Here is a 24524-nt window from a genome sequence, read left to right as displayed (position 1 = left end):
AAACGTTTATTTAATATAAAGTGTTTGTCTTTTTTGTTTTTAAAGTCAATGATGAAGAAAAATAGACGAATAGTGAATATCGTCTTACTATTGCTTGTGTCACAGGTTATTAAACATAATGCAATGATTACATCAAATGCAAAACAATATATTTTTTGAAATAGGTCTATACGGAAATTAAAAATCAATTTCTGTATAGACCTTTTTTGTGAGTTGAGTGAAAGCCTTTGCAAAACTTGTCTATACAAGTTATACTCTGGATAATATTAAAGTTTAAGGGAGGGAATCATCATGGCTGTTAAAAAGAAAGATGTTCAAGATATCGTCAAGGCTATTGGGGGCAAAGAAAACTTGGACACAGCAACACACTGTGTGACGCGTTTGCGACTTGTTTTGAAAGATGATGATAAGGTAGATAAAGAGAGTCTGAGTAACAATGATTTGGTTAAAGGACAATTCAAAGCTGACAATCAATATCAAATTGTAATTGGACCAGGTACTGTTGATGAAGTTTATAAACAATTTATTGAAGAAACTGGGGCAGAAAGTGCCTCTAAAGATGATGCTAAAGCAGCGGCAGCTCAAAAAGGCAATCCTATACAAAGATTGGTTAAGTTATTGGGAGATATCTTTATTCCGATTTTACCAGCTATCGTAACTGCTGGTTTATTATTAGGGATTTATAATGTATTAACGATGGAAGACTTGTTTGGGAAGCAGGCATTGGTGGCACAATATCCACAGCTAGGGGACTTTGCAGATATCATTAATGTTATCGCGAATACTGCCTTCATATTCTTACCGGCTTTAATTGGTTGGAGTAGTATGCGTGTGTTTGGCGGGAGTCAAATACTCGGTTTGGTATTAGGTCTGATTTTAATGAATCCGCAACTCGCTTCACAATATGACATAGGTAAAGGTAACATTCCGGCGTGGCATATCTTTGGTTTAGAAATTAAACAACTGAATTATCAAGGTCAGGTCTTACCAATTTTATTAGCATCTTATGTATTAGCGCAAATTGAAAAATTCTTAAGTAAATATGTGCATGATTCAATCAAGATGTTAGTTGTTGGTCCCGTCGCCTTATTAATCACTGGTTTCTTAGCCTTTATCGTTATAGGACCAATTGCTTTATGGCTAGGAACAGGGATTACAAACGGTGTGACATTTGTGTTTGAACATATAGGCTGGTTAGGTGGCGCAATTTATGGATTCTTCTACGCACCTCTAGTGATTACAGGTTTACACCATATGTTCTTAGCGGTTGATTTCCAACTGATGGGAAGCAGTCTTAAAGGAACATATTTGTGGCCTATCTTAGCGATTTCAAATATTTGTCAAGGTTCGGCTGCATTCGGTGCATGGTTCGTCTATAAAAGACGTAAAATGGCAAAAGAACAAGGCTTGGCAATGACTTCTGGCATATCAGGTTTCTTAGGTGTTACTGAACCAGCGTTGTTTGGTGTGAACTTACCGTTGAAATATCCTTTTGTTGCAGCGATTTTAACTTCGGGTGTGATAGGTGCTATCATAGGTGCAATCGGTGTCTTAGGTAATGTTGGCGTTGGTGGTGTACCAGCTATCATTTCTATTAAAAAAGATTTTTGGCTCATTTATGGCATAAGTACTGTTCTGGCAATGGTAGTACCAGCAATATTAACTGTGATCTTCTCGAAATTTAGCAAAGAAGAAGCGAAAGAAATAGTAGAAGAATAGTTAATGCAAATAGATAAGTACAACTAAACTCGCTAAGTTTGTTTAGCGAGTTTCTTAATTTAAAATACAAAGATAAGGTGGTAATTAAATGGTAGTCAATGATTGGAGAAAATCGGTAGTTTATCAAATTTATCCCAAATCATTTAATGATACGACAGGTAATGGTGAGGGAGATTTAAACGGCATAATTGAAAAGTTAGATTATCTACAATATCTGGGTGTGGATTATATTTGGTTAACGCCTATTTATGAATCACCTATGAATGATAATGGTTATGATATTAGTGATTATTATAAAGTGAACGAACAATTTGGCACGATTGAAGACTTAAAAAGGTTGATTGCTGAAGCGCATCGACGCGATTTAAAAATAATGATGGATATCGTCATTAACCATACTTCTACAGAACATGAATGGTTTAAACAAGCATATTCAGATAAAAGTAACCCGTACAGAGACTACTATTTCTTTAAGCGGTCAGCGGATAATCAACCACCAACTAATTGGGAATCGAAGTTTGGTGGTAATGCTTGGAAATACGATGAAAAAACGGATGAATATTACCTACATTTATTCGATGTAACACAAGCAGATTTAAATTGGGATAATCCAGAAGTACGTCGGGAACTTTATAAAGTAATTAATTATTGGATTGACTTTGGCGTAGACGGTTTTAGATTCGATGTCATTAACTTAATATCAAAAGGTGAATTTAAAAATTCAGAAAAGGTAGGAAAGGAATTTTACACTGATGGGCCACGTGTGCATGAATATTTACATGAAATGAATCAGCAGACATTTGGTAGTAAAGATATGATGACGGTGGGTGAGATGTCTTCAACAACGATTGAAAATTGTATCCAGTATACGGATCCTGCACGTCAAGAGCTAAGTAGTGTGTTTAATTTCCATCATTTAAAAGTAGACTATATTGATGGCGAAAAATGGACAAACGCTAAATTAGATTTCCATAAATTAAAAGAAATATTAATGGAATGGCAAATAGGTATTTATAACGGTGGCGGATGGAATGCCATTTTTTGGTGCAATCATGATCAACCACGTGTGGTAACGCGGTTCGGTGATGATTCGACTGAAGCCTTACGTCAAAGTAGTGCTAAAATGTTAGCCATCGTCTTGCACATGCTCCAAGGTACGCCGTATATTTATCAAGGTGAAGAAATTGGCATGACAGATCCTCATTTTAATGATATCGACCAGTATAGAGATATAGAATCTTTAAATGCATATCATAAGTTAAAAGGTGAAGGTTATCCAGTAGCAGAGATTCTAACGATTTTAGGACAAAAATCTCGTGATAATTCTCGTACACCCGTACAGTGGACAAATGGTGAAAATGCAGGTTTTACTTCCGGTACACCTTGGATTGATATTCCTGATAATTATAAGGAAATTAACGTTGAAGCAGCTATAGAAGACGACCAATCTATTTTACAAACATATAGAAAATTAATAAAGTTACGTCACGAATATGATATTATAACTTATGGAAATATTGAGCCACTTTACATGGATCACGATGAATTGTTTATTTATAAGCGTCATCATGAAGATGAAACATGGTTGGTGATTGCTAACTTTTCAAAAGCAAAAGTTGAAATACCAAAAGCGTTAAACGTTGATGGGCAAGTCATGTTACAAAATGGGTCGATTGAGAATGGCTTAATAGATGGATTTGGTGCCATAGTAGTTAGACAATAATTTAAAGTAAAAGGCAGTGAGTGAAATCACATGAAACAGAAAAAATTTATTTCGATTTATGAAAATTTACGCACAGATATCATCGAATCAAAGTTACCCTATGGCGCTCAATTGCCCTCAGAAAATGAATTGGTATTCGACTATAATGCTTCTCGCGAAACTGTGCGCAAAGCGCTTAATCTACTTGTTAGAGATGGCATGATTCAGAAAATAAAAGGTAAAGGTTCAGTTGTCATCTATCAAGGTATTACAGAATTCCCATTTGCGAATTTAACCAGTTTCAGGGAAGTTCAACAAGGGTTAGGTCTGAGTCACGAGACTGAAGTTAGATTATTAGAACGCATACCTGCTAGTGAAGCGCCAGAAGTAAAAAGCGCTTTGGGCTTGCGTCAGAGTGAGACATTGTGGCATATTATTCGAACGCGAAAGATTGATCATCGTGTGAAAATTATCGATGAAGATTATTTAGTAGAAAAAATCGTTCCTAATATAACGATGCATATTGCTAAAGATTCGTTGTACCATTATATAGAACAAACATTGAAACTAGAAATTAGTTACTCTAATAAATCTATCACCTTCGAATCATTTGGTGATTTAGAATATGAAATATTTGGAGATGTAACGCCGTCGTATACTGCTACGGTCCGAGGAATCGTCCATTTAAAGGATACGACAAAATTTCAATATAATATTTCCAAACATTTAGCTACAGAATTTAAGTTTAACGATTTTTCGAGACGTCATAAAATTTAATGAAATAAGTTATAAAATAATGAATTGTATGACTTGCAATCAGTCATTACCTTATAGTATGATATATCTTGCCGTGCTAGGTGGGGAGGTAGCGGTTCCCTGTACTCGAAATCCGCTTTATGCGAGACTTAATTCCTTCGCTGAGGCTACGTTTTTGTGAAGTCTGCCCAAAGCACGTAGTGTTTGAAGATTTCGGTCCTATGCAATATGAACCCATGAACCATGTCAGGTCCTGACGGAAGCAGCATTAAGTGGATCATCATATGTGCCGTAGGGTTGCCGAGATTTAGCTGTCGACTTTGGTTACGTTTATGATACGTATTCGAAGCGAAGGTGCACGGTTTTAATTTTTAAATAAATACAATTAACCATATATTATGAGTGACTTATCTTTTGATAGCAGTCACTCTTTTTTTATATTAAAATAAGAGCGATACATTAATTTAATTGATCGAACTGCAACGATATCATTCTGATTGTAACTGCTGAAAATTGAATTTAGTGAATTTGGAGGAACGACATATGCAAATTTATTTAAGTACATTAACTGAAAATGACTATGACGCAAGTTTAGAGGAAATAAAAACCGCTTTTGAAAACGTCGTAGAGTCTAACCATGATGAACAAGATTTAGTTTTGAAAATTAGAGCGTCGACAGAGTATAATTACGAATTGGAAGTTGTTGCTAAGACAGATGAAGGTGATGTCGTTGGTCATGTGATGCTTTCGGAAATAGAGATTATTAACGATGAAACACGCTTTACCGCCTTAGCGTTAGCCCCTTTATCCGTATTGTCGAAATACAGAGGTAAAGGTATAGGTAAAGCCCTTGTCCAAGCAGTGGAGGAACGTGCAAAAGCGCAAGATTATACGACAATCATTGTACTTGGAGATCCTGGATATTATGGTATGTTAGGTTATGAAGAGGCGAGCCGTTATCAAATTTATAGTCCATTTGATGTGCCATCGAAATATTTTATGGTTAAATTCTTGTGGGAACAACTTGTTGAGCAACCAAATGGTAATGTAGTTTATCCAGAGGCATTTAATTAATATTCAAAATATAAAGCACAGTGATATAATAGTTGTTGAATGTTATTGGAGGTGCAAAGGTGAATTATCAAGCTTTATATAGAATGTTCAGGCCCCAAAGTTTTGAAGATGTAGTTGGCCAAGAACATGTAACTAAAACATTGCGCAACGCAATTTCAAAAGGAAAACAATCACATGCGTATATTTTTAGTGGACCTAGAGGAACAGGTAAAACAAGTATCGCAAAAGTATTCGCGAAAGCTATCAACTGTCTAGAACGTTCTGATGGAGAACCTTGTAATGAATGCGCTATTTGTACAGGTATTACGCGCGGAACGAATTCAGATGTGATTGAAATAGATGCTGCTAGTAATAATGGTGTGGATGAAATTAGAAATATCAGAGATAAAGTTAAATACGCACCAAGTGAATCAAAATTCAAAGTATACATTATAGATGAAGTTCATATGTTAACAACAGGCGCTTTCAATGCGTTGTTGAAAACTTTAGAAGAACCACCAGCCCATGCAATCTTTATTTTGGCGACTACTGAACCACATAAAATACCTCCGACAATTATTTCAAGAGCGCAAAGATTTGATTTTAAAGCAATTAGCCATGATGAAATTGTAGAACGTTTGCAATTCGTAGCAGACAATCAAGAGATAGAATATGATCATGGAGCCTTAGATTTTATCGCTAAAGCTTCTGAAGGCGGTATGCGAGACGCGCTAAGCATTATGGACCAAGCAATCGCTTTTGGCGATGAACACCTTACATTACAAGACGCGTTGAATGTAACTGGTAGTGTAGATGCTCAAGCGTTGAATGATTTACTGAAAGAGGTAGTTGAAGGAGATGTAAAAACTGCATTTTCAACTTACCATCAATTTATTGCACAAGGTAAAGAAGTAAATCGCTTGATTAACGATATGATTTATTTTGTAAGAGATACCATTATGGATAAGACATCTAATATGGATTCTGAATATGATGCATTGATGCATTTTGACTTGGATACTTTATATAAAATGATTGACGTGATTAATGATACGCTTGTTTCAATCAGATTTAGTGTCAATCAAAGCGTTCATTTTGAAGTATTATTAGTTAAAATAGCAGAAATGATTAAAGGAGAACCTGAAAATGTGCAAACTGTTGCTACAACGAGTGTAGCCAGTGAGCCTAATAATGAAGTATTGTTACAGCGAATGGAACAATTAGAAAATGAATTAAAAACTTTAAAATCACAGGGCGTCGTAGCTAACAGTGCCAAACCACAAGCTAAAAAAACAGCTAGTAAAGGTCCACAATCGAAAAATGCATTTTCAATGCAACAAATAGCCAAAGTGTTAGACAAAGCTAACAAAGAAGATATTAAGCAACTTAAAGACCACTGGCAAGAAGTTATAGATCACGCTAAGAGTAATGATATGAAGTCATTAGTAAGTCTTCTTCAAAATTCAGAACCAGTGGCAGCAAGTGAAACCCATGTACTGATTAAATTCGAAGAAGAAATACATTGTGAGATTGTAAATAAAGATGATGAAAAAAGAGAGAATATTGAGAACGTAGTATGTAACATTATAGATAAAACAGTGAAAGTAGTCGGTGTCCCAGCAGACCAGTGGATGAGGGTAAGGACAGAATATCTTCAAAATCGTAAACAAGGTACAAGTGCCGAGGAAAACAGAACAGCGACAACAACGTCACCTGAAGATGTTGATGTCGTTCAAAAGGCGAAGGACTTATTTGGAGAAAATACAGTAAATGTCATAGATGAAGAGTGATACATGACAATGAATTAAAAGGCATGTATAATGAGACAAAAGATGAAATACAATCAGTTGAGATTGAAGTTTTTAAGGAGGATAAATATATGCGCGGTGGCGGAAATATGCAACAAATGATGAAACAAATGCAGAAAATGCAAAAGAAAATGAATGAAGAGCAAGAAAAATTAAAAGAAGAAAAAGTACAAGGTACGGCTGGCGGTGGCATGGTGACTGTCACAGTATCAGGTCACAAAGAAGTTCTCGATGTAGAAATTAAAGAAGAAGCAGTTGATCCAGATGACATTGAAATGTTACAAGATTTAGTTATTGCTGCTACTAATGAAGCGATGAATAAAGCTGATGAACTTACTCAAGAACGCTTAGGTAAGCATACACAAGGCTTAAATATTCCTGGAATGTGATTGTATGCACTATCCAGAACCAATATCCAAACTTATCGACAGTTTCATGAAACTGCCAGGCATTGGGCCTAAAACAGCCCAACGTCTGGCGTTTCATGTATTAGATATGAAAGAAGACGATGTCGTTCAATTTGCTAAAGCTTTAGTCGATGTTAAACGAGAACTTACCTATTGTAGTGAATGCGGGCATATTACTGAGCAAGATCCATGTTATATTTGCCAGGATAAACAGAGAGATCGCTCAATTATTTGTGTAGTTGAGGACGATAAAGATGTAATCGCTATGGAAAAAATGCGTGAATATAAAGGCTTGTACCATGTGTTACATGGTTCTATTTCTCCGATGGATGGCATAGGACCGGAAGATATTAATATTCCAAGTCTGATTAATCGTTTGAAAAATGACGAAGTAAAAGAGTTAATCTTAGCGATGAACCCCAATTTGGAAGGTGAGTCAACAGCAATGTATATATCAAGACTGGTCAAACCAATTGGTCTAACAGTAACTCGATTAGCGCAAGGACTTTCTGTCGGCGGAGATTTAGAATACGCGGATGAAGTAACCCTATCAAAAGCGATTATGGGCAGAACAGAGATGTAGTAAATGCTCAATTGTAAATTCAAATGAAACCGAAGCTACCTTTTTTAAGGTAGCTTTAATTTTTCGAAAAGAATTTTAATAAATAGTAAAGTTTGTTTTATAGAGGTTTATCAGCTGTTTTTCGATAACAAACCTCGTGACGAATTAATAAAAACGAACTTTATGTATTTTTCGATATTTTAAAGTATGTGAATTGAAGAAGTTATGCTTTTGGTTTTACATAAAAGTGTAAATTTTACTGTTGTTCAAAGCGTTTTAAGCGTGTATAGTATTTACTTGTCGGACGAAACAAAACGACACACAAAACAATATTTCAAAACAAGCTTTAAAATTAATTTTAAAAAGTTCTTGACTTTCAAAGTCAAAACCTGTAGAATTAATTCTTGTGATTGAAACAAATGAACATTGAAAACTGAATTGCAATATGTCAACGTTAATTCCGATTTCAACATTAAATGTTGAATCAAAACAACGTGTTATTGATAACACAATTAGTATTTTATGAGCTAATCAAACATCATAATTTTTTATGGAGAGTTTGATCCTGGCTCAGGATGAACGCTGGCGGCGTGCCTAATACATGCAAGTCGAGCGAACAGATAAGGAGCTTGCTCCTTTGACGTTAGCGGCGGACGGGTGAGTAACACGTGGGTAACCTACCTATAAGACTGGAATAACTCCGGGAAACCGGGGCTAATGCCGGATAACATTTAGAACCGCATGGTTCTAAAGTGAAAGATGGTTTTGCTATCACTTATAGATGGACCCGCGCCGTATTAGCTAGTTGGTAAGGTAACGGCTTACCAAGGCAACGATACGTAGCCGACCTGAGAGGGTGATCGGCCACACTGGAACTGAGACACGGTCCAGACTCCTACGGGAGGCAGCAGTAGGGAATCTTCCGCAATGGGCGAAAGCCTGACGGAGCAACGCCGCGTGAGTGATGAAGGTCTTCGGATCGTAAAACTCTGTTATTAGGGAAGAACAAATGTGTAAGTAACTGTGCACGTCTTGACGGTACCTAATCAGAAAGCCACGGCTAACTACGTGCCAGCAGCCGCGGTAATACGTAGGTGGCAAGCGTTATCCGGAATTATTGGGCGTAAAGCGCGCGTAGGCGGTTTCTTAAGTCTGATGTGAAAGCCCACGGCTCAACCGTGGAGGGTCATTGGAAACTGGGAAACTTGAGTGCAGAAGAGGAAAGTGGAATTCCATGTGTAGCGGTGAAATGCGCAGAGATATGGAGGAACACCAGTGGCGAAGGCGACTTTCTGGTCTGTAACTGACGCTGATGTGCGAAAGCGTGGGGATCAAACAGGATTAGATACCCTGGTAGTCCACGCCGTAAACGATGAGTGCTAAGTGTTAGGGGTTTCCGCCCCTTAGTGCTGCAGCTAACGCATTAAGCACTCCGCCTGGGGAGTACGACCGCAAGGTTGAAACTCAAAGGAATTGACGGGGACCCGCACAAGCGGTGGAGCATGTGGTTTAATTCGAAGCAACGCGAAGAACCTTACCAAATCTTGACATCCTTTGACAACTCTAGAGATAGAGCCTTCCCTTCGGGGGACAAAGTGACAGGTGGTGCATGGTTGTCGTCAGCTCGTGTCGTGAGATGTTGGGTTAAGTCCCGCAACGAGCGCAACCCTTAAGCTTAGTTGCCAGCATTAAGTTGGGCACTCTAAGTTGACTGCCGGTGACAAACCGGAGGAAGGTGGGGATGACGTCAAATCATCATGCCCCTTATGATTTGGGCTACACACGTGCTACAATGGACAATACAAAGGGCAGCTAAACCGCGAGGTCATGCAAATCCCATAAAGTTGTTCTCAGTTCGGATTGTAGTCTGCAACTCGACTACATGAAGCTGGAATCGCTAGTAATCGTAGATCAGCATGCTACGGTGAATACGTTCCCGGGTCTTGTACACACCGCCCGTCACACCACGAGAGTTTGTAACACCCGAAGCCGGTGGAGTAACCATTTATGGAGCTAGCCGTCGAAGGTGGGACAAATGATTGGGGTGAAGTCGTAACAAGGTAGCCGTATCGGAAGGTGCGGCTGGATCACCTCCTTTCTAAGGATATATTCGGAACATCTTCTTTAGAAGATGACAAAGGAATAACATTGACATATTGTATTCAGTTTTGAATGCTCATTCGAGTATTCTTTAATGATTTGTACATTGAAAACTAGATAAGTAAGTAAAATTTATGATTTTACCAAGCAAAACCGAGTGAATAAGAGTTTTAAATAAGCTTGAATTCAAAAAGAAATAATCGCTAGTGTTCGAAAGAACACTCACAGATTAATAACATTTTGGGTTTTCAACCGACGGTTGTCGAGTTGGAAAGCAAATAGATTAAGTTATTAAGGGCGCACGGTGGATGCCTTGGCACTAGAAGCCGATGAAGGACGTTACTAACGACGATATGCTTTGGGGAGCTGTAAGTAAGCTGTGATCCAGAGATTTCCGAATGGGGGAACCCAATACGAGTTATGTCGTATTATCGATACGTAAATACATAGCGTATCGAAGGTAGACGCGGAGAACTGAAACATCTTAGTACCCGCAGGAAGAGAAAGAAAAATCGATTCCCTGAGTAGCGGCGAGCGAAACGGGAAGAGCCCAAACCAACGAGCTTGCTTGTTGGGGTTGTAGGACACTCTATACGGAGTTACAAAGGAATAGATTAGACGAAGCATCTGGAAAGATGCATCAAAGAAGGTAATAATCCTGTAGTCGAAAATCTGTTCTCTCTTAAGTGGATCCTGAGTACGACGGAACACGAGAAATTCCGTCGGAATCTGGGAGGACCATCTCCCAAGGCTAAATACTCTCTAGTGACCGATAGTGAACCAGTACCGTGAGGGAAAGGTGAAAAGTACCCCGGAAGGGAGTGAAAGAGAACTTGAAACCGTGTGCTTACAAGTAGTCAGAGCCCGTTAATGGGTGATGGCGTGCCTTTTGTAGAATGAACCGGCGAGTTACGATTTGATGCAAGGTTAAGCAGTGAATGTGGAGCCGTAGCGAAAGCGAGTCTGAATAGGGCGTTGAGTATTTGGTCGTAGACCCGAAACCAGGTGATCTACCCTTGACCAGGTTGAAGTTCAGGTAACACTGAATGGAGGACCGAACCGACTTACGTTGAAAAGTGAGCGGATGAGTTGAGGGTAGCGGAGAAATTCCAATCGAACCTGGAGATAGCTGGTTCTCTCCGAAATAGCTTTAGGGCTAGCCTCAAGTGATGATTATTGGAGGTAGAGCACTGTTTGGACGAGGGGCCCTTCTCGGGTTACCGAATTCAGACAAACTCCGAATGCCAATCAATTTAACTTGGGAGTCAGAACGCGGGTGATAAGGTCCGTGTTCGAAAGGGAAACAGCCCAGACCACCAGCTAAGGTCCCAAAATATATGTTAAGTGGAAAAGGATGTGGCGTTGCCCAGACAACTAGTATGTTGGCTTAGAAGCAGCCATCATTTAAAGAGTGCGTAATAGCTCACTAGTCGAGTGATACTGCGCCGAAAATGTACCGGGGCTAAACATATTACCGAAGCTGTGGATTGTCCGTAGGACAATGGTAGGAGAGCGTTCTAAGGGCGTTGAAGCATGATCGCAAGGACATGTGGAGCGCTTAGAAGTGAGAATGCCGGTGTGAGTAGCGAAAGACGGGTGAGAATCCCGTCCACCGATTGACTAAGGTTTCCAGAGGAAGGCTCGTCCGCTCTGGGTTAGTCGGGTCCTAAGCTGAGGCCGATAGGCGTAGGCGATGGATAACAGGTTGATATTCCTGTACCACCATGAATCGTTTTAAGCGATGGGGGACGCAGTAGGATAGGCGAAGCGTACGATTGGATTGTACGTCCAAGCAGTAAGACTGAGTGTTAGGCAAATCCGGCACTCATAAGGTCAAGCTGTGATGGGGAGAGGAAATTGTTTCCTCGAGTCGTTGATTTCACACTGCCGAGAAAAGCCTCTAGCTAGATTTATGGTGCCCGTACCGCAAACCGACACAGGTAGTCAAGATGAGAATTCTAAGGTGAGCGAGCGAACTCTCGTTAAGGAACTCGGCAAAATGACCCCGTAACTTCGGGAGAAGGGGTGCTCTTTAGGGTTCACGCCCAGGAGAGCCGCAGTGAATAGGCCCAAGCGACTGTTTATCAAAAACACAGGTCTCTGCTAAACCGTAAGGTGATGTATAGGGGCTGACGCCTGCCCGGTGCTGGAAGGTTAAGAGGAGTGGTTAGCTTCTGCGAAGCTACGAATCGAAGCCCCAGTAAACGGCGGCCGTAACTATAACGGTCCTAAGGTAGCGAAATTCCTTGTCGGGTAAGTTCCGACCCGCACGAAAGGCGTAACGATTTGGGCACTGTCTCAACGAGAGACTCGGTGAAATCATAGTACCTGTGAAGATGCAGGTTACCCGCGACAGGACGGAAAGACCCCGTGGAGCTTTACTGTAGTCTGATATTGAAATTCGGTACAGCTTGTACAGGATAGGTAGGAGCCTTAGATACGTGAGCGCTAGCTTACGTGGAGGCGTTGGTGGGATACTACCCTCGCTGTATTGGATTTCTAACCCGCACCATTAATCATGGTGGGAGACAGTGTCAGATGGACAGTTTGACTGGGGCGGTCGCCTCCTAAAGAGTAACGGAGGCGCTCAAAGGTTTCCTCAGAATGGTTGGAAATCATTCATAGAGTGTAAAGGCACAAGGAAGCTTGACTGCGAGACTTACAAGTCGAGCAGGGTCGAAAGACGGACTTAGTGATCCGGTGGTTCCGCATGGAAGGGCCATCGCTCAACGGATAAAAGCTACCCCGGGGATAACAGGCTTATCTCCCCAAGAGTTCACATCGACGGGGAGGTTTGGCACCTCGATGTCGGCTCATCGCATCCTGGGGCTGTAGTCGGTCCCAAGGGTTGGGCTGTTCGCCCATTAAAGCGGTACGCGAGCTGGGTTCAGAACGTCGTGAGACAGTTCGGTCCCTATCCGTCGTGGGCGTAGGAAATTTGAGAGGAGCTGTCCTTAGTACGAGAGGACCGGGATGGACATACCTCTGGTGTACCAGTTGTCGTGCCAACGGCATCGCTGGGTAGCTATGTATGGACGGGATAAGTGCTGAAAGCATCTAAGCATGAAGCCCCCCTCAAGATGAGATTTCCCAACTTCGGTTATAAGATCCCTCAAAGATGATGAGGTTAATAGGTTCGAGGTGGAAGCATAGCGATATGTGGAGCTGACGAATACTAATCGATCGAAGACTTAATCAAATTTAAAAGTTTTGTTGGTTGAACTAAATTTTACTTACAATCTAGTTTTGAGTGTATAAATTTTATACATGACATTGTCTGGTGACTATAGCAAGGAGGTCACACCTGTTCCCATGCCGAACACAGAAGTTAAGCTCCTTAGCGCCGATGGTAGTCGGACTTACGTTCCGCAAGAGTAGGACGTTGCCAGGCAAGTAAATAGGATGCGATGAGCCAAGACCGAGAGGTCTCTTTTTTTTACATAAAAGGAGCTTAACTTCCCAGTTCGAAGAACTGCAAACTGACAAAAGAAAGCGTTTGAAGCTGACGAAGTAAACGAGAGACGAAACGAGCTTACAAGCGGTAAGTGAGTGAGGAAAGCGTGAAACTGAGGAAAGATGCGAGCGCTTGTCTGAAGTCAGAAAAGCTGCTTAGCGCCGATGGTAGCTGACTTACGTTCCGCAAGAGTAGGTAAAGAGGAATACATGAGCTAAAGCTCATGCATAAGTCACACTATTCCAATAACATATAAATTCATAAGATATATAAGTGTCAAAGGTAAAAATTAAAATTAAGAAGTGTGACTTTACAGGCAAGTAAATAGGATGCGATGAGCCGAGACCGAGAGGTCTCTTTTTTTACATAAAAGGAGCTTAACTTCCAGTTCGAAGAACTGTAAACTGACAAAAGAAAGCGTTTGAAGCTGACGAAGTAAACGAGAGACGAAATGAGCTTACAAGCGGTAAGTGAGTGAGGAAAGCGTGAAACTGAGGAAAGATGCGAGCGCTTGCCTGAAGTCAGGGATGCTTCTTAGCGCCGATGGTAGCTGACTTACGTTCCGCAAGAGTAGGTAAAGAGGAATACATGAGCTAAAGCTCATGCATAAGTCACACTATTCCAATAACATATAAATTCATAAGATATATAAGTGTCAAAGGTAAAAATTAAAATTAAGAAGTGTGACTTTACAGGCAAGTAAATAGGATGCGATGAGCCGAGACCGAGAGGTCTCTTTTTTTTACATAAAAGGAGCTTAACTTCCCAGTTCGAAGAACTGCAAACTGACAAAAGAAAGCGTTTGAAGCTGACGAAGTAAACGAGAGACGAAACGAGCTTACAAGCGGTAAGTGAGTGAGGAAAGCGTGAAATAGTAAAAGGAATGCATGAGCAAAAACTCATGCATAAGTACCGCTATCTCAATAAATTGAGAGTGGTACTTTACGAGCGCTTGTCTGAAGTCAGGAAAGCTGCTTAGCGCCGAAGGTAGCTGACTTACGTTCCACAAGAGTAGGTAAAGAGGAATACATGAGCTAAAGCTCATGTATAAGTCACACTATTCTAATAACATGTAAATTCATAAGATATATAAGTGTGAAAGGTAAAAATTAAAATTAAGAAGTGTGACTTTACAGGCAATCAAGACCCGAAAGGGTCTTTTTTGCATAAAAAGAATTTTAACAGAATGAGTTAAGTTCATGTATCAATATCATTAATTCATAAAGGCGTGATACTTTAAAACTATGGTTTTTAAGTGCACGCATTTTTTTATATTATTATGTTAAAATGTAGAAGATTACAACGTTATACTGTTTTATAAGGTAATGTTAATTTTATTATTTATATAGTGGAATTGTAATGAAACAAGAAATATTGAATTGAAAAGCGAGGATAAGCATGAGCAAATCGTTGTTACATAAATTGAAAGGACTATTAGCTGAAGAACCTATTTCATTACATGTACCTGGACATAAAAATATGACTATTGGGTACTTGAATCAATTGGATTTTAAAATGGATATGACAGAAATTACAGGACTTGATGACTTACATTCTCCTGAGTCAGTAATAGCTGAAAGCATGAAGAATGTTGACAAACACCCTGATTATGATGCTTATTATTTAGTGAATGGTACTACTTCAGGAATATTGTCAGTGATTCAAGCGTTTTCTTCAAAAAATGGTGAATATGCGATAGCGCGCAATGTACATAAGTCTGTATTTCATGCATTAGATTTAATAAAGGCAAAGGCACAATTATTAAAAATGGATATCAGTGACGCTACGAATCAATATCTAGGGCCTGACAAAACGTCATTATATGATCAAGTGAAAGATAGTAAACTAGCAGTGTTTACTTATCCTAATTATTATGGTGAATGTTTTGATATAAAAACTGTTACAGAACTTTTAAAAACTTTGAAAATACCAATGCTAATCGATGAAGCTCATGGTGCACATCTAGGATTTGAACATTTTCCAGAAACGGCATTGAACATGGGCGCGGATTATGTTGTGCAGTCATATCATAAAACACTGCCATCGCTAACGATGAGTTCAGTGATATTTATTCATAAAAAGGCACCTTGTCGAGAAGCAGTCATAAGATATTTATCCTATTTTCAATCTTCTAGTCCATCATATTTATTAATGAGTAGCCTAGAACTGGCACAAAAATTTTATGACGACTATCATAGCGAATACTTTTTTCAAAAGAGAGAACAATTGGTTCAACAATTGGAAAACAAAGGGTTCGAAATTGTTGAGGTTGATGACCCACTAAAACTAAATGTAAGATGTAGAGGGTATCATGGTTACGAATTACAATCATACTTTGAAGCACACCATATTTATGTTGAATTGGCTGATGACTTTCAAGTGTTAATGGTCTTGCCGTTGTGGCATGAAGGTGATCAATTCCCGTTTGATGAATTACTATCAAGGATTGAAAAGGTTCAATTAGTAGAAAGACAGCACGATATAAATGTCAGCGTACCGTATAGAACGGGGAGTAGTATGTATTATGGTGGCGAAATACATAATGTGCGGAAAATAGACATTAAATATGCAGAAAATAAAATATTAGCTAATCACATTGTGCCGTATCCTCCTGGTATTCCAATAATGTTTAAAGGAGAAAAAATCACAGAAGATATGGTAAAATTAATGAATTATTGGTGTGAACAGCAACAAAGAGTAGAAGGAATAAAAAATTTTAAAATAGAAATTAAGGATGAATAAGATGTCAGCTTTTATAACTTTTGAGGGGCCAGAAGGTTCTGGAAAAACAACTGTAATACAACAAGTTGCAGAAAAACTCAAACATGAGTATAATATCGTACTTACAAGAGAGCCAGGAGGCGTGAAGACAGGAGAGCAAATAAGAGAAGTATTGTTAGAGGGAGAAGATATGGATGACCGTACTGAAGCATTATTATTTGCTGCATCAAGACGGGAACACCTCGTAGGTAAAGTTATTCCAGCATTAGATAATGATCATATTGTTCTATGTGATCGTTATATTGATAGTTCATTAGCATATCAAGGGTATGCAAGGGGTATAGGTATAGAAGAAGTTAAATCTATTAATGAATTTGCTATTAATGGATTATATCCAGACTTAACAATCTATCTAGATGTTAGTGTCGAAGTTGGTAGAGAGCGAATACTAAAAAATCAAAGAAATCAAAATCGATTAGATCAAGAAGATGTAAAATTTCATGAAAAAGTAGTTGAAGGTTATAAAAAGATTATTCATAATGAGTCTGAGCGCTTTATTGTAATTAATGCGGATCAAAGTATAGATAAAGTAGTGGATGCTACGTATGAATCTATCACCAATTATTTAGAAAAATTATGATATAATATTCAAAAGAGGTGTTTAGTATGAAAATGATTATAGCAATCGTACAAGATCAGGATAGTCAGGAACTTTCAGACAAACTTGTTAAACATAATTTTAGAGCGACAAAACTTGCAACAACAGGTGGATTTTTAAGAGCGGGCAATACAACTTTCTTATCAGGTGTAGAAGATAATCGTGTCGATGAAATGCTACAGGTTATTAATGATACTTGTGGAAATAGAGAACAACTTGTATCGCCGATTACCCCGATGGGTGGAAGTGCTGATTCATATATACCTTATCCAGTTGAAGTGGAAGTTGGCGGAGCAACGGTATTTGTTATGCCAGTAGAAGCTTTCCATCAATTCTAAAAACATGGTTGCTGTATATGGTAACTTTTCGACTTACATGTTGCTATTTGATTAGTTAATGCTAAATGTAATTCGTAAAGGCACTATGTATTAGCAGCCTTTTTATATAAAGGAGCAACATTAACATGGATGAACTAGAAAGACTGACAAAAGCATATCAATCTAATAAATTATCGCATGCATATTTATTTGAAGGTGACGATGGACAGACAATGCAACAAGTTGCGATTGATTTTTCTAAAATGATTTTATGTGGTGGAGAGGATCAATGTCAGTTAAAAGTAGAAACATTTAATCATCCAGATTTTATGTATGTGTCTTCTGAGGAAACAACAATTAAAAAAGATCAAATAGAGCAATTAGTGCATCATATGAATCAATTACCTATTGAAGGAAATTATAAAGTCTATATTATAGAATCCTTTGAAAAATTAACCATTCAAGGTGAAAATAGTATACTAAAATTTCTTGAAGAGCCTCCAGATAATACCATTGCCATTTTATTAACTACAAAACCAGAGCAAATTTTAGATACGATACACTCAAGATGCCAACATGTTTATTTTAAACCAATTAATAAATTGAATTTTATAGATAGATTAGTTGAGCGAGAAATCACTCGACCTGTTGCGGAATTGTTAAGTGCCTATACAACACAGATAGAGACTGCAGTTGCGTTAAACGAAGACTCAGATTTAATGGCTTTGCGCAAAAGTATCATCAAATGGTGTCAGTTAATATTAAAAAACCGTTCAATGGCATTAATAGCAGTTGTCGATTTATTAAAACAAGCTAAAAACAGACGTTTACAGTTATTGTCGTTGGCAGCAGTTAACAGTTTCTTTGAAGATATTATGCATGCTAAAGTAGGATTAGAAGAAGCAATGATATTCCAAGATTTACAGGTTGAAATTAAACAATACGCACAAGATTTATCATATAATCAGATTGTTTTAATGTTTGATCAGTTAACAGAAGCACATAAAAAATTAAATCAAAATGTAAATCCAACATTAGTATTTGAACAAATCGTCATAAAAGGGGTGAAATAATTATGCAAAATGTAGTAGGCATACACTTTCAACACTCAGGCAAAATGGAATATTATGCACCGCAAAATTTTGACTTAGGCTTGGGCGACTGGGTTGTCGTCGAATCAAAGCGAGGATTAGAAGTTGGACGAGTGAAGTATGAACCATTAAATGTAGCTGATGAAGATGTAGCGTTGCCATTAAAACAGATTGTTCGTAAGGCTACTGAAAAAGATATTATGCAATATGAACAAAATGAATATGATGCTAAAGATGCTTTGAATTTGTGCAAAGATATCATTCAACAACAGGATTTAGATATGCGCCTAGTGAATTGTGAATTTACTTTAGATAAATCGAAAGTTATTTTTAATTTCACATCAGATGAGCGTGTAGATTTTAGAAAGTTAGTGAAGGTTTTAGCTCAAAAGCTGAGAACAAGAATAGAATTAAGACAAATTGGCGTTAGAGATGAAGCGAAATTATTAGGGGGCATTGGACCTTGTGGTCGCTCGTTATGTTGCTCTACTTTTTTAGGGGATTTTGAACCAGTTTCGATAAAGATGGCTAAAGATCAGAATTTATCGCTAAATCCTTCAAAGATTTCTGGTGCTTGTGGCCGTCTTATGTGCTGTTTAAAATATGAAAATGATTATTATGAAGAAGCGAGAGCTCAGTTACCAGATGTTGGAGATGTCATTGAAACACCAGAAGGTAATGGTAAAGTTGTGGGCTTGAATATTTTAGATATCTCTATGCAAGTTAAAGTAGAGGGTCTTGAGCAACCATTAGAATATAAAATGGAAGAATTAGAAACATTAAAGTAGGAGGCCGTGACAACATTGAATCGAAGCGACATATTTGAAAATCTAGCTCATTTAGAGGAAAACATTAATCAAATTAATCGTGACATGTTAAATTTAAAAAATCTTACAGTAGAATTAATTGAAGAAAATGTCGCCTTACAAATCGAAAATGAGAATTTAAAAACATTAATAGATAAAGAAGAAAAAACTAAGAAAATAGAAAACGGTAAAAAAGATCAACCTAAACGCCCATTACGTAGCAAAGATAATTTAGCAATGTTATATAAAGAAGGTTTTCATATATGCAACGGAGAGCTATTTGGGAAACATAGAAAAGGCGACGACTGTTTGTTTTGTCTTGAAGTACTAAGTGAATAGTATCAATGTTTTTCATACAAATAAAAAATATGGAGTTGAGGATGAGAAAAGCGATAGGCTTCATTAGCGAAGCATCGTAGGCTCATCCTCTTTTTTGGAGGTTACAAAAATGTTATTGCAAAATGAAAGGTATGATTTTTTACTAAAAGAGAAATTAGAAATTATACAAAATGATGATGTCTTTTCATTTTCAACGGATGCTTTGTTACTCGCACATTTTACAAAAATAAAGAAAAAGGACGTTATTATGGATTTATGTTCCGGTAATGGCGTTATTCCTTTACTGTTATCTCATAAAGGTAATCAGTTTATTGAAGGTATCGAAATACAAGAACAATTAGTGCACATGGCGAAAAGAAGTATTGTTCATAATCATCTAACCGATAGAATTCATATGTATCATATGGATTTGAAGCAAGCACATCATACGTTTAAACCAGCACAGTATAGTCTTGTTACATGCAATCCGCCTTATTTTAAAGTCAATCAACAATTTCAACATCAAAAAGATGCACATAAAATAGCTAGACATGAGATAATGTGTACATTGGATGATTGTTGTTTTGAAGCACGACACTTATTGAAAGAAGGCGGAAGATTTTTAATTGTGCATCGTGCTGACCGTCTTATGGATGTCTTAAGCAGTATGAGACATTATCGCATAGAACCTAAAAAGCTTTATTTTATTTATAGTAAGCCGGGTAAAGTAGCACAAACAATTGTAGTTGAAGGACGAAAAGGTGGTAACCAAGGGTTAGACATACAGCAACCATTCTATATTTATAATGAAGATGGAACATATTCAGAAGAAATGAGAGAAATCTATTATGGATAAGCATTATATATATATCGTTAGATGTAAAGATGGAAGTTTATATACAGGTTATGCAAAAGATATAGAACAAAGAATAGCAAAACATAATAGCGGTCAAGGTGCTAAATATACTAAAATAAGACGGCCGGTAGAGTTAGTTTATCAAGAAATGTTTAATACTAAATCAGAAGCTTTGAAGCGGGAATATGAAATCAAAACATTTACCAGAGAGAAAAAATTACAGTTGATAAGTGAGGGGTAGAAGTATGGCGATATTGTATTTAGTAGGCACACCGATTGGAAATTTATCTGATATTACATATAGAGCAGTTGATATATTACGTACAGTAGACTTGATTGCATGTGAAGATACACGAGTGACAAAAAAGCTTTGTGCACATTATGATATACATGCACCGTTGAAATCCTATCACGACCATAATAAAGCGCAGCAGACAGAATATTTAATCCAACAATTACAGGAAGGGATTGATATTGCGTTAGTGTCAGATGCTGGCCTACCTTTGATAAGTGATCCTGGATACGAACTTGTTGTAGCTGCAAGAAATAATGGAATCAGAGTTGAGACTGTACCGGGACCAAATGCTGGCTTGACTGCATTAATGGCAAGTGGATTACCTTCTTTTACATACACATTTCTTGGATTTTTACCAAGGAAAGAAAAGGCAAAATATGATTTGTTAGAACAACGCATGTTTCAAGATAGTACATTGATTATTTATGAATCACCGCACCGTGTTAAAGATACATTAAAGGCAATTTATAAAATAGATGCGCAACGAAATGTGTCAATAGGTAGGGAATTAACAAAAAAATTCGAAGAAATTATCACGGACAAAGTTGAAAAATTACTAATGAAACTAGATGAAGGCGACATACTTACAAAAGGTGAATTTGTCATCATTATTGAAGGGGACATTGCAATAGAAGATACCTCTTGGTTTGAAGATATGTCGATACATGAACACGTTGAGCACTACATTAATAAAAATATGAAACCTAAAGCAGCGATTAAACAAGTTGCTGAAGAAAGACAAATGAAGACAAGTGAAGTATATGATATATATCACAATGTATAAAATTAGACTAACAAATCTCAGCGTTAAAAAGAAAATAGAAGAATAGATTTTTTGAAATTTTATCAATAAAATCAAGTGAAAAATTCCCATAACAAGCTTGATTTATGGTAATGTAGATAAGATAGAGAGTATTTATCGTGTTGTAAAATGAGTGGAAATAGACGAGGGACAAATACTTAATTTTATACTACATCAAACGTATTAAAATGATTAATAAATATAAAATGAACACTTATCTGCTTCATTGAAAATAAAAATAAATTTAGATATATTTAAAGTGAGAGAAACGAGGAGGAACATTGATGGCGAAAGAAACATTTTATATCACTACACCTATATATTATCCGAGTGGGAATTTACATATCGGTCATGCATATACAACTACAGCTGGTGATGTCATCGCACGTTATAAAAGAATGCAAGGCTATGATGTTCGATATTTAACAGGAACGGATGAACATGGTCAAAAAATACAAGAAAAAGCGCAAAAAGCAGGGAAATCAGAATTGGATTATTTAGATGAAATGATTTCAGGCATCAAAGCGTTATGGAAAAAATTAGAGATATCCAATGATGACTTTATTCGTACAACAGAAGCACGTCACAAAGAAGTTGTACAACAAATATTTGAACGCTTATTGGCGCAAGGTGACATATATCTTGGTGAATACGAGGGTTGGTATTCTGTACCGGATGAAACGTATTATACTGAAACACAACTTGTTGATCCTGTATATGAGAACGGTGCAATTGTCGGAGGTAAAAGCCCTGATTCTGGACACGAAGTAGAATTGGTAAAAGAAGAAAGCTATTTCTTTAATTTATCTAAATATACTGATCGCTTATTAGAATTTTATGATGAAAATCCTGATTTTATTCAACCACCATCTCGTAAAAATGAGATGATTAATAATTTCATCAAACCAGGATTAGAAGATTTAGCAGTATCTCGTACATCGTTCGATTGGGGAATCCATGTTCAATCGAATCCGAAACATGTGGTTTATGTATGGATTGATGCACTAGTAAACTATATTTCATCACTTGGCTACTTATCAGATGATGATAGCTTGTTTAAAAAATATTGGCCTGCAGACATTCATATTATGGCGAAAGAAATTGTTAGATTCCATTCTATCATTTGGCCGATTTTATTGATGGCTTTAGACATTCCATTACCTAAAAAGGTCTTTGCTCATGGATGGATTTTAATGAAAGATGGCAAGATGAGTAAATCAAAAGGAAACGTAGTAGATCCTAATGTGTTGATTGATCGTTATGGCTTAGATGCAACACGCTATTATTTAATGCGTGAGTTACCATTTGGTTCTGATGGTGTATTTACGCCAGAAGGATTCGTAGAACGCACAAATTATGATTTGGCGAATGATTTAGGTAACCTAGTTAACCGTACCATTTCAATGGTTAATAAATACTTTAATGGCGAACTACCAGCTTATGAAGGTCCTAAGCACGAACTCGATGAAGAAATGGAACAATTGGCGCTTGATACTGTGAAAACATTCCATGAAAATATGGATAATTTGCAATTCTCAGTAGCGCTTTCAACAATATGGAAATTTATAAGTAGAACGAATAAATATATTGATGAAACGACGCCTTGGATTCTAGCGAAAGATGAGAACCAGAAAGAAATGCTCGGCAATGTTATGGCTCATTTAGTAGAAAATATTCGTATCATTGCAGTGTTATTAAGACCATTCTTAACAAATGCACCAAGACAAATTTTTGAACAGCTAAATATCAATTCACCTGAATTATATGAATTTAGCAGTATTAAACAATATGGTGCATTAACCGAGCCAATTATGGTAAGTAGTAAGCCAAAACCTATTTTCCCACGCTTAGAAAGTGATGCTGAAATAGAATATATTAAGCAATCTATGCAATCAGATAAGGTGGAAGAAGCGAAAGCAGAAATACCTAGTAAATCACAAATTGATATCAAAGATTTTGATAAAGTAGAAATCAAAGCAGCAACGATTATTGATGCTGAGAATGTAAAAAAATCTGACAAATTATTAAAAATCCAAGTTGATTTAGATAATGAACAACGTCAAATTGTTTCAGGTATTGCCAAGTTCTATCAACCCGAAGATATTATCGGCAAAAAAGTTGCGGTAGTTACCAACTTGAAGCCAGCTAAATTAATGGGACGAAAATCAGAAGGTATGATTTTATCTGCTGAAAAAGATGGTGTACTTACACTGGTAAGTCTTCCGAATGCAATTCCAAATGGTGCAGTAATTAAGTAATCATAGATAAAGGGAGCGATTTAATATGCTAATCGATACACATGTTCATTTAAATGCAGAACAATACGATGAAGATTTAGAAGCGGTTATTGAGCGTGCAAGAGATAATGGCGTAGATCGTATGTTTGTAGTAGGCTTTGATACACCAACCGTTGAACGTACGATGGAGTTAATAGATCAATATGACTTTATATACGGTATTATTGGATGGCACCCTGTAGATGCTATTGATTGCACAGAAGAAAGATTGGCATGGATAGAAAAGTTGGCAGCACATCCTAAAGTTATTGGAATTGGTGAAACTGGCTTAGATTATCATTGGGATAAGTCTCCAAAAGATGTCCAACAAGCCCTTTTTAGAAAGCAAATTGCACTAGCTAAGCGTGTGAATCTACCAATTATTATTCATAATAGAGAGGCGACACAAGACTGTGTGGATATTTTAAAAGAAGAGCATGCAGAAGAAATCGGCGGTATTATGCATAGTTTTAGTGCTTCTCCTGAGATTGCTGACGATGTCATTAATAAATTGAATTTCTATGTATCATTAGGAGGCCCTGTTACATTTAAAAATGCAAAACAGCCTAAAGAAGTTGCTAAACATGTACCATTCGATAGATTATTAGTTGAAACAGATGCACCGTTCCTATCGCCACATCCTTATAGAGGGAAGCGAAATGAACCAGCACGTGTAACTTTAGTAGCTGAGCAAATTGCTGAGTTACGTGAAGTTAGCTATGAAGACGTTTGTCGTCAAACGACTGAGAACGCTGAACGTTTGTTTAAATTAAAAGCATAAAGATATTATTTTAAAGGTATCGGTCTGAAATATGGCTTAGTT

At 37.4% G+C, this 24524-nt stretch carries 18 protein-coding genes, 3 rRNA genes and 1 other RNA gene; all 22 read left to right on the top strand.

Translation table 11 applies throughout. The features are described 5' to 3' along the window. The first annotated feature begins 291 nt into the window (after positions 1-291). The 22 genes from treP to JG554_RS12005 all read left to right on the top strand — a co-directional run bounded on the left by treP (position 292) and on the right by JG554_RS12005 (position 24482). Positions 292-1719: a PTS system trehalose-specific EIIBC component gene (gene treP / locus JG554_RS12110; protein ID WP_107359875.1), complete on the top strand. Its 1428-nt coding sequence runs from the start codon at positions 292-294 to the stop codon at positions 1717-1719. An 88-nt stretch (positions 1720-1807) separates the two neighbouring features. After that, on the top strand, positions 1808-3442 hold the full coding sequence (gene treC, locus JG554_RS12105; protein ID WP_107359874.1) for an alpha,alpha-phosphotrehalase: 1635 nt from the start codon (positions 1808-1810) through the stop codon (positions 3440-3442). A 30-nt stretch (positions 3443-3472) separates the two neighbouring features. Beyond that, positions 3473-4198, top strand: a complete 726-nt coding sequence (gene treR, locus JG554_RS12100; RefSeq protein WP_064209971.1) for a trehalose operon repressor — start codon at positions 3473-3475, stop codon at positions 4196-4198. Between the two features lie 71 nt (positions 4199-4269). Further along, an RNA gene (ffs, locus tag JG554_RS12095) (signal recognition particle sRNA large type) lies at positions 4270-4539 on the top strand. A gap of 181 nt (positions 4540-4720) precedes the next feature. Continuing rightward, positions 4721-5251, top strand: coding sequence for a GNAT family N-acetyltransferase (locus tag JG554_RS12090; RefSeq protein WP_107359873.1), 531 nt, complete (start codon positions 4721-4723; stop codon positions 5249-5251). A gap of 59 nt (positions 5252-5310) precedes the next feature. Then, a complete protein-coding gene (dnaX, locus tag JG554_RS12085) occupies positions 5311-7020 on the top strand; it encodes a DNA polymerase III subunit gamma/tau (protein WP_107359872.1) in 1710 nt (569 codons plus the stop codon). Positions 7021-7109: 89 nt separating this feature from the next. Next, positions 7110-7427 (top strand): YbaB/EbfC family nucleoid-associated protein, encoded by a 318-nt coding sequence (locus tag JG554_RS12080; protein ID WP_026034724.1) that lies wholly within the window; start codon positions 7110-7112, stop codon positions 7425-7427. Between the two features lie 4 nt (positions 7428-7431). Further along, on the top strand, positions 7432-8028 hold the full coding sequence (gene recR / locus JG554_RS12075) for a recombination mediator RecR (protein ID WP_046206986.1): 597 nt from the start codon (positions 7432-7434) through the stop codon (positions 8026-8028). A 526-nt stretch (positions 8029-8554) separates the two neighbouring features. Then, positions 8555-10105 (top strand): 16S ribosomal RNA (locus JG554_RS12070). 283 nt (positions 10106-10388) lie between these two features. Further along, positions 10389-13306: ribosomal RNA gene (locus JG554_RS12065) — 23S ribosomal RNA — on the top strand. A gap of 77 nt (positions 13307-13383) precedes the next feature. Next, positions 13384-13498: ribosomal RNA gene (gene rrf, locus JG554_RS12060) — 5S ribosomal RNA — on the top strand. Together the 16S, 23S and 5S rRNA genes form the textbook arrangement of a ribosomal RNA operon. Before the next feature lie 1461 nt (positions 13499-14959). Then, positions 14960-16303: an aminotransferase class I/II-fold pyridoxal phosphate-dependent enzyme gene (locus JG554_RS12055; RefSeq protein WP_070039618.1), complete on the top strand. Its 1344-nt coding sequence runs from the start codon at positions 14960-14962 to the stop codon at positions 16301-16303. A gap of 1 nt (position 16304) precedes the next feature. Further along, positions 16305-16922 carry a dTMP kinase gene (tmk, locus tag JG554_RS12050; RefSeq protein ID WP_107360196.1) on the top strand — a complete coding sequence of 206 codons (618 nt, stop codon included), beginning with the start codon at positions 16305-16307 and terminating at the stop codon, positions 16920-16922. A 26-nt stretch (positions 16923-16948) separates the two neighbouring features. Beyond that, entirely contained in the window at positions 16949-17278 is a 330-nt protein-coding gene (locus JG554_RS12045; RefSeq protein ID WP_046206571.1) for a cyclic-di-AMP receptor, read from the top strand. A gap of 125 nt (positions 17279-17403) precedes the next feature. Then, complete coding sequence (locus JG554_RS12040; protein ID WP_064209943.1) at positions 17404-18330, top strand: DNA polymerase III subunit delta' C-terminal domain-containing protein; 927 nt, start codon at positions 17404-17406, stop codon at positions 18328-18330. Positions 18331-18332: 2 nt separating this feature from the next. Then, the gene (locus tag JG554_RS12035) at positions 18333-19136 is read left to right on the top strand and encodes a PSP1 domain-containing protein (RefSeq protein ID WP_046206569.1); all 804 of its coding nucleotides are present in this window, start codon (positions 18333-18335) and stop codon (positions 19134-19136) included. 15 nt (positions 19137-19151) lie between these two features. Further along, entirely contained in the window at positions 19152-19493 is a 342-nt protein-coding gene (gene yabA / locus JG554_RS12030) for a DNA replication initiation control protein YabA (RefSeq protein WP_046206568.1), read from the top strand. 109 nt (positions 19494-19602) lie between these two features. Then, the gene (locus JG554_RS12025; protein ID WP_046206567.1) at positions 19603-20328 is read left to right on the top strand and encodes a tRNA1(Val) (adenine(37)-N6)-methyltransferase; all 726 of its coding nucleotides are present in this window, start codon (positions 19603-19605) and stop codon (positions 20326-20328) included. Continuing rightward, on the top strand, positions 20321-20569 hold the full coding sequence (locus JG554_RS12020; RefSeq protein ID WP_046206566.1) for a GIY-YIG nuclease family protein: 249 nt from the start codon (positions 20321-20323) through the stop codon (positions 20567-20569). The genes JG554_RS12025 and JG554_RS12020 overlap by 8 nt, the downstream gene beginning before the upstream one ends. Before the next feature lie 4 nt (positions 20570-20573). Continuing rightward, the gene (gene rsmI / locus JG554_RS12015; RefSeq protein ID WP_107360197.1) at positions 20574-21407 is read left to right on the top strand and encodes a 16S rRNA (cytidine(1402)-2'-O)-methyltransferase; all 834 of its coding nucleotides are present in this window, start codon (positions 20574-20576) and stop codon (positions 21405-21407) included. Between the two features lie 302 nt (positions 21408-21709). Continuing rightward, on the top strand, positions 21710-23683 hold the full coding sequence (gene metG, locus JG554_RS12010) for a methionine--tRNA ligase (protein ID WP_203265312.1): 1974 nt from the start codon (positions 21710-21712) through the stop codon (positions 23681-23683). A gap of 25 nt (positions 23684-23708) precedes the next feature. After that, positions 23709-24482, top strand: coding sequence for a TatD family hydrolase (locus JG554_RS12005; protein ID WP_046206563.1), 774 nt, complete (start codon positions 23709-23711; stop codon positions 24480-24482). Positions 24483-24524: the final 42 nt, after the last annotated feature.

Source organism: Staphylococcus sp. 11-B-312 (genome assembly GCF_016743055.1).
In the GTDB taxonomy this organism is placed as follows: Bacteria; Bacillota; Bacilli; order Staphylococcales; family Staphylococcaceae; genus Staphylococcus; species Staphylococcus ureilyticus.
This window is presented reverse-complemented; position numbering and strand designations above follow the sequence as displayed.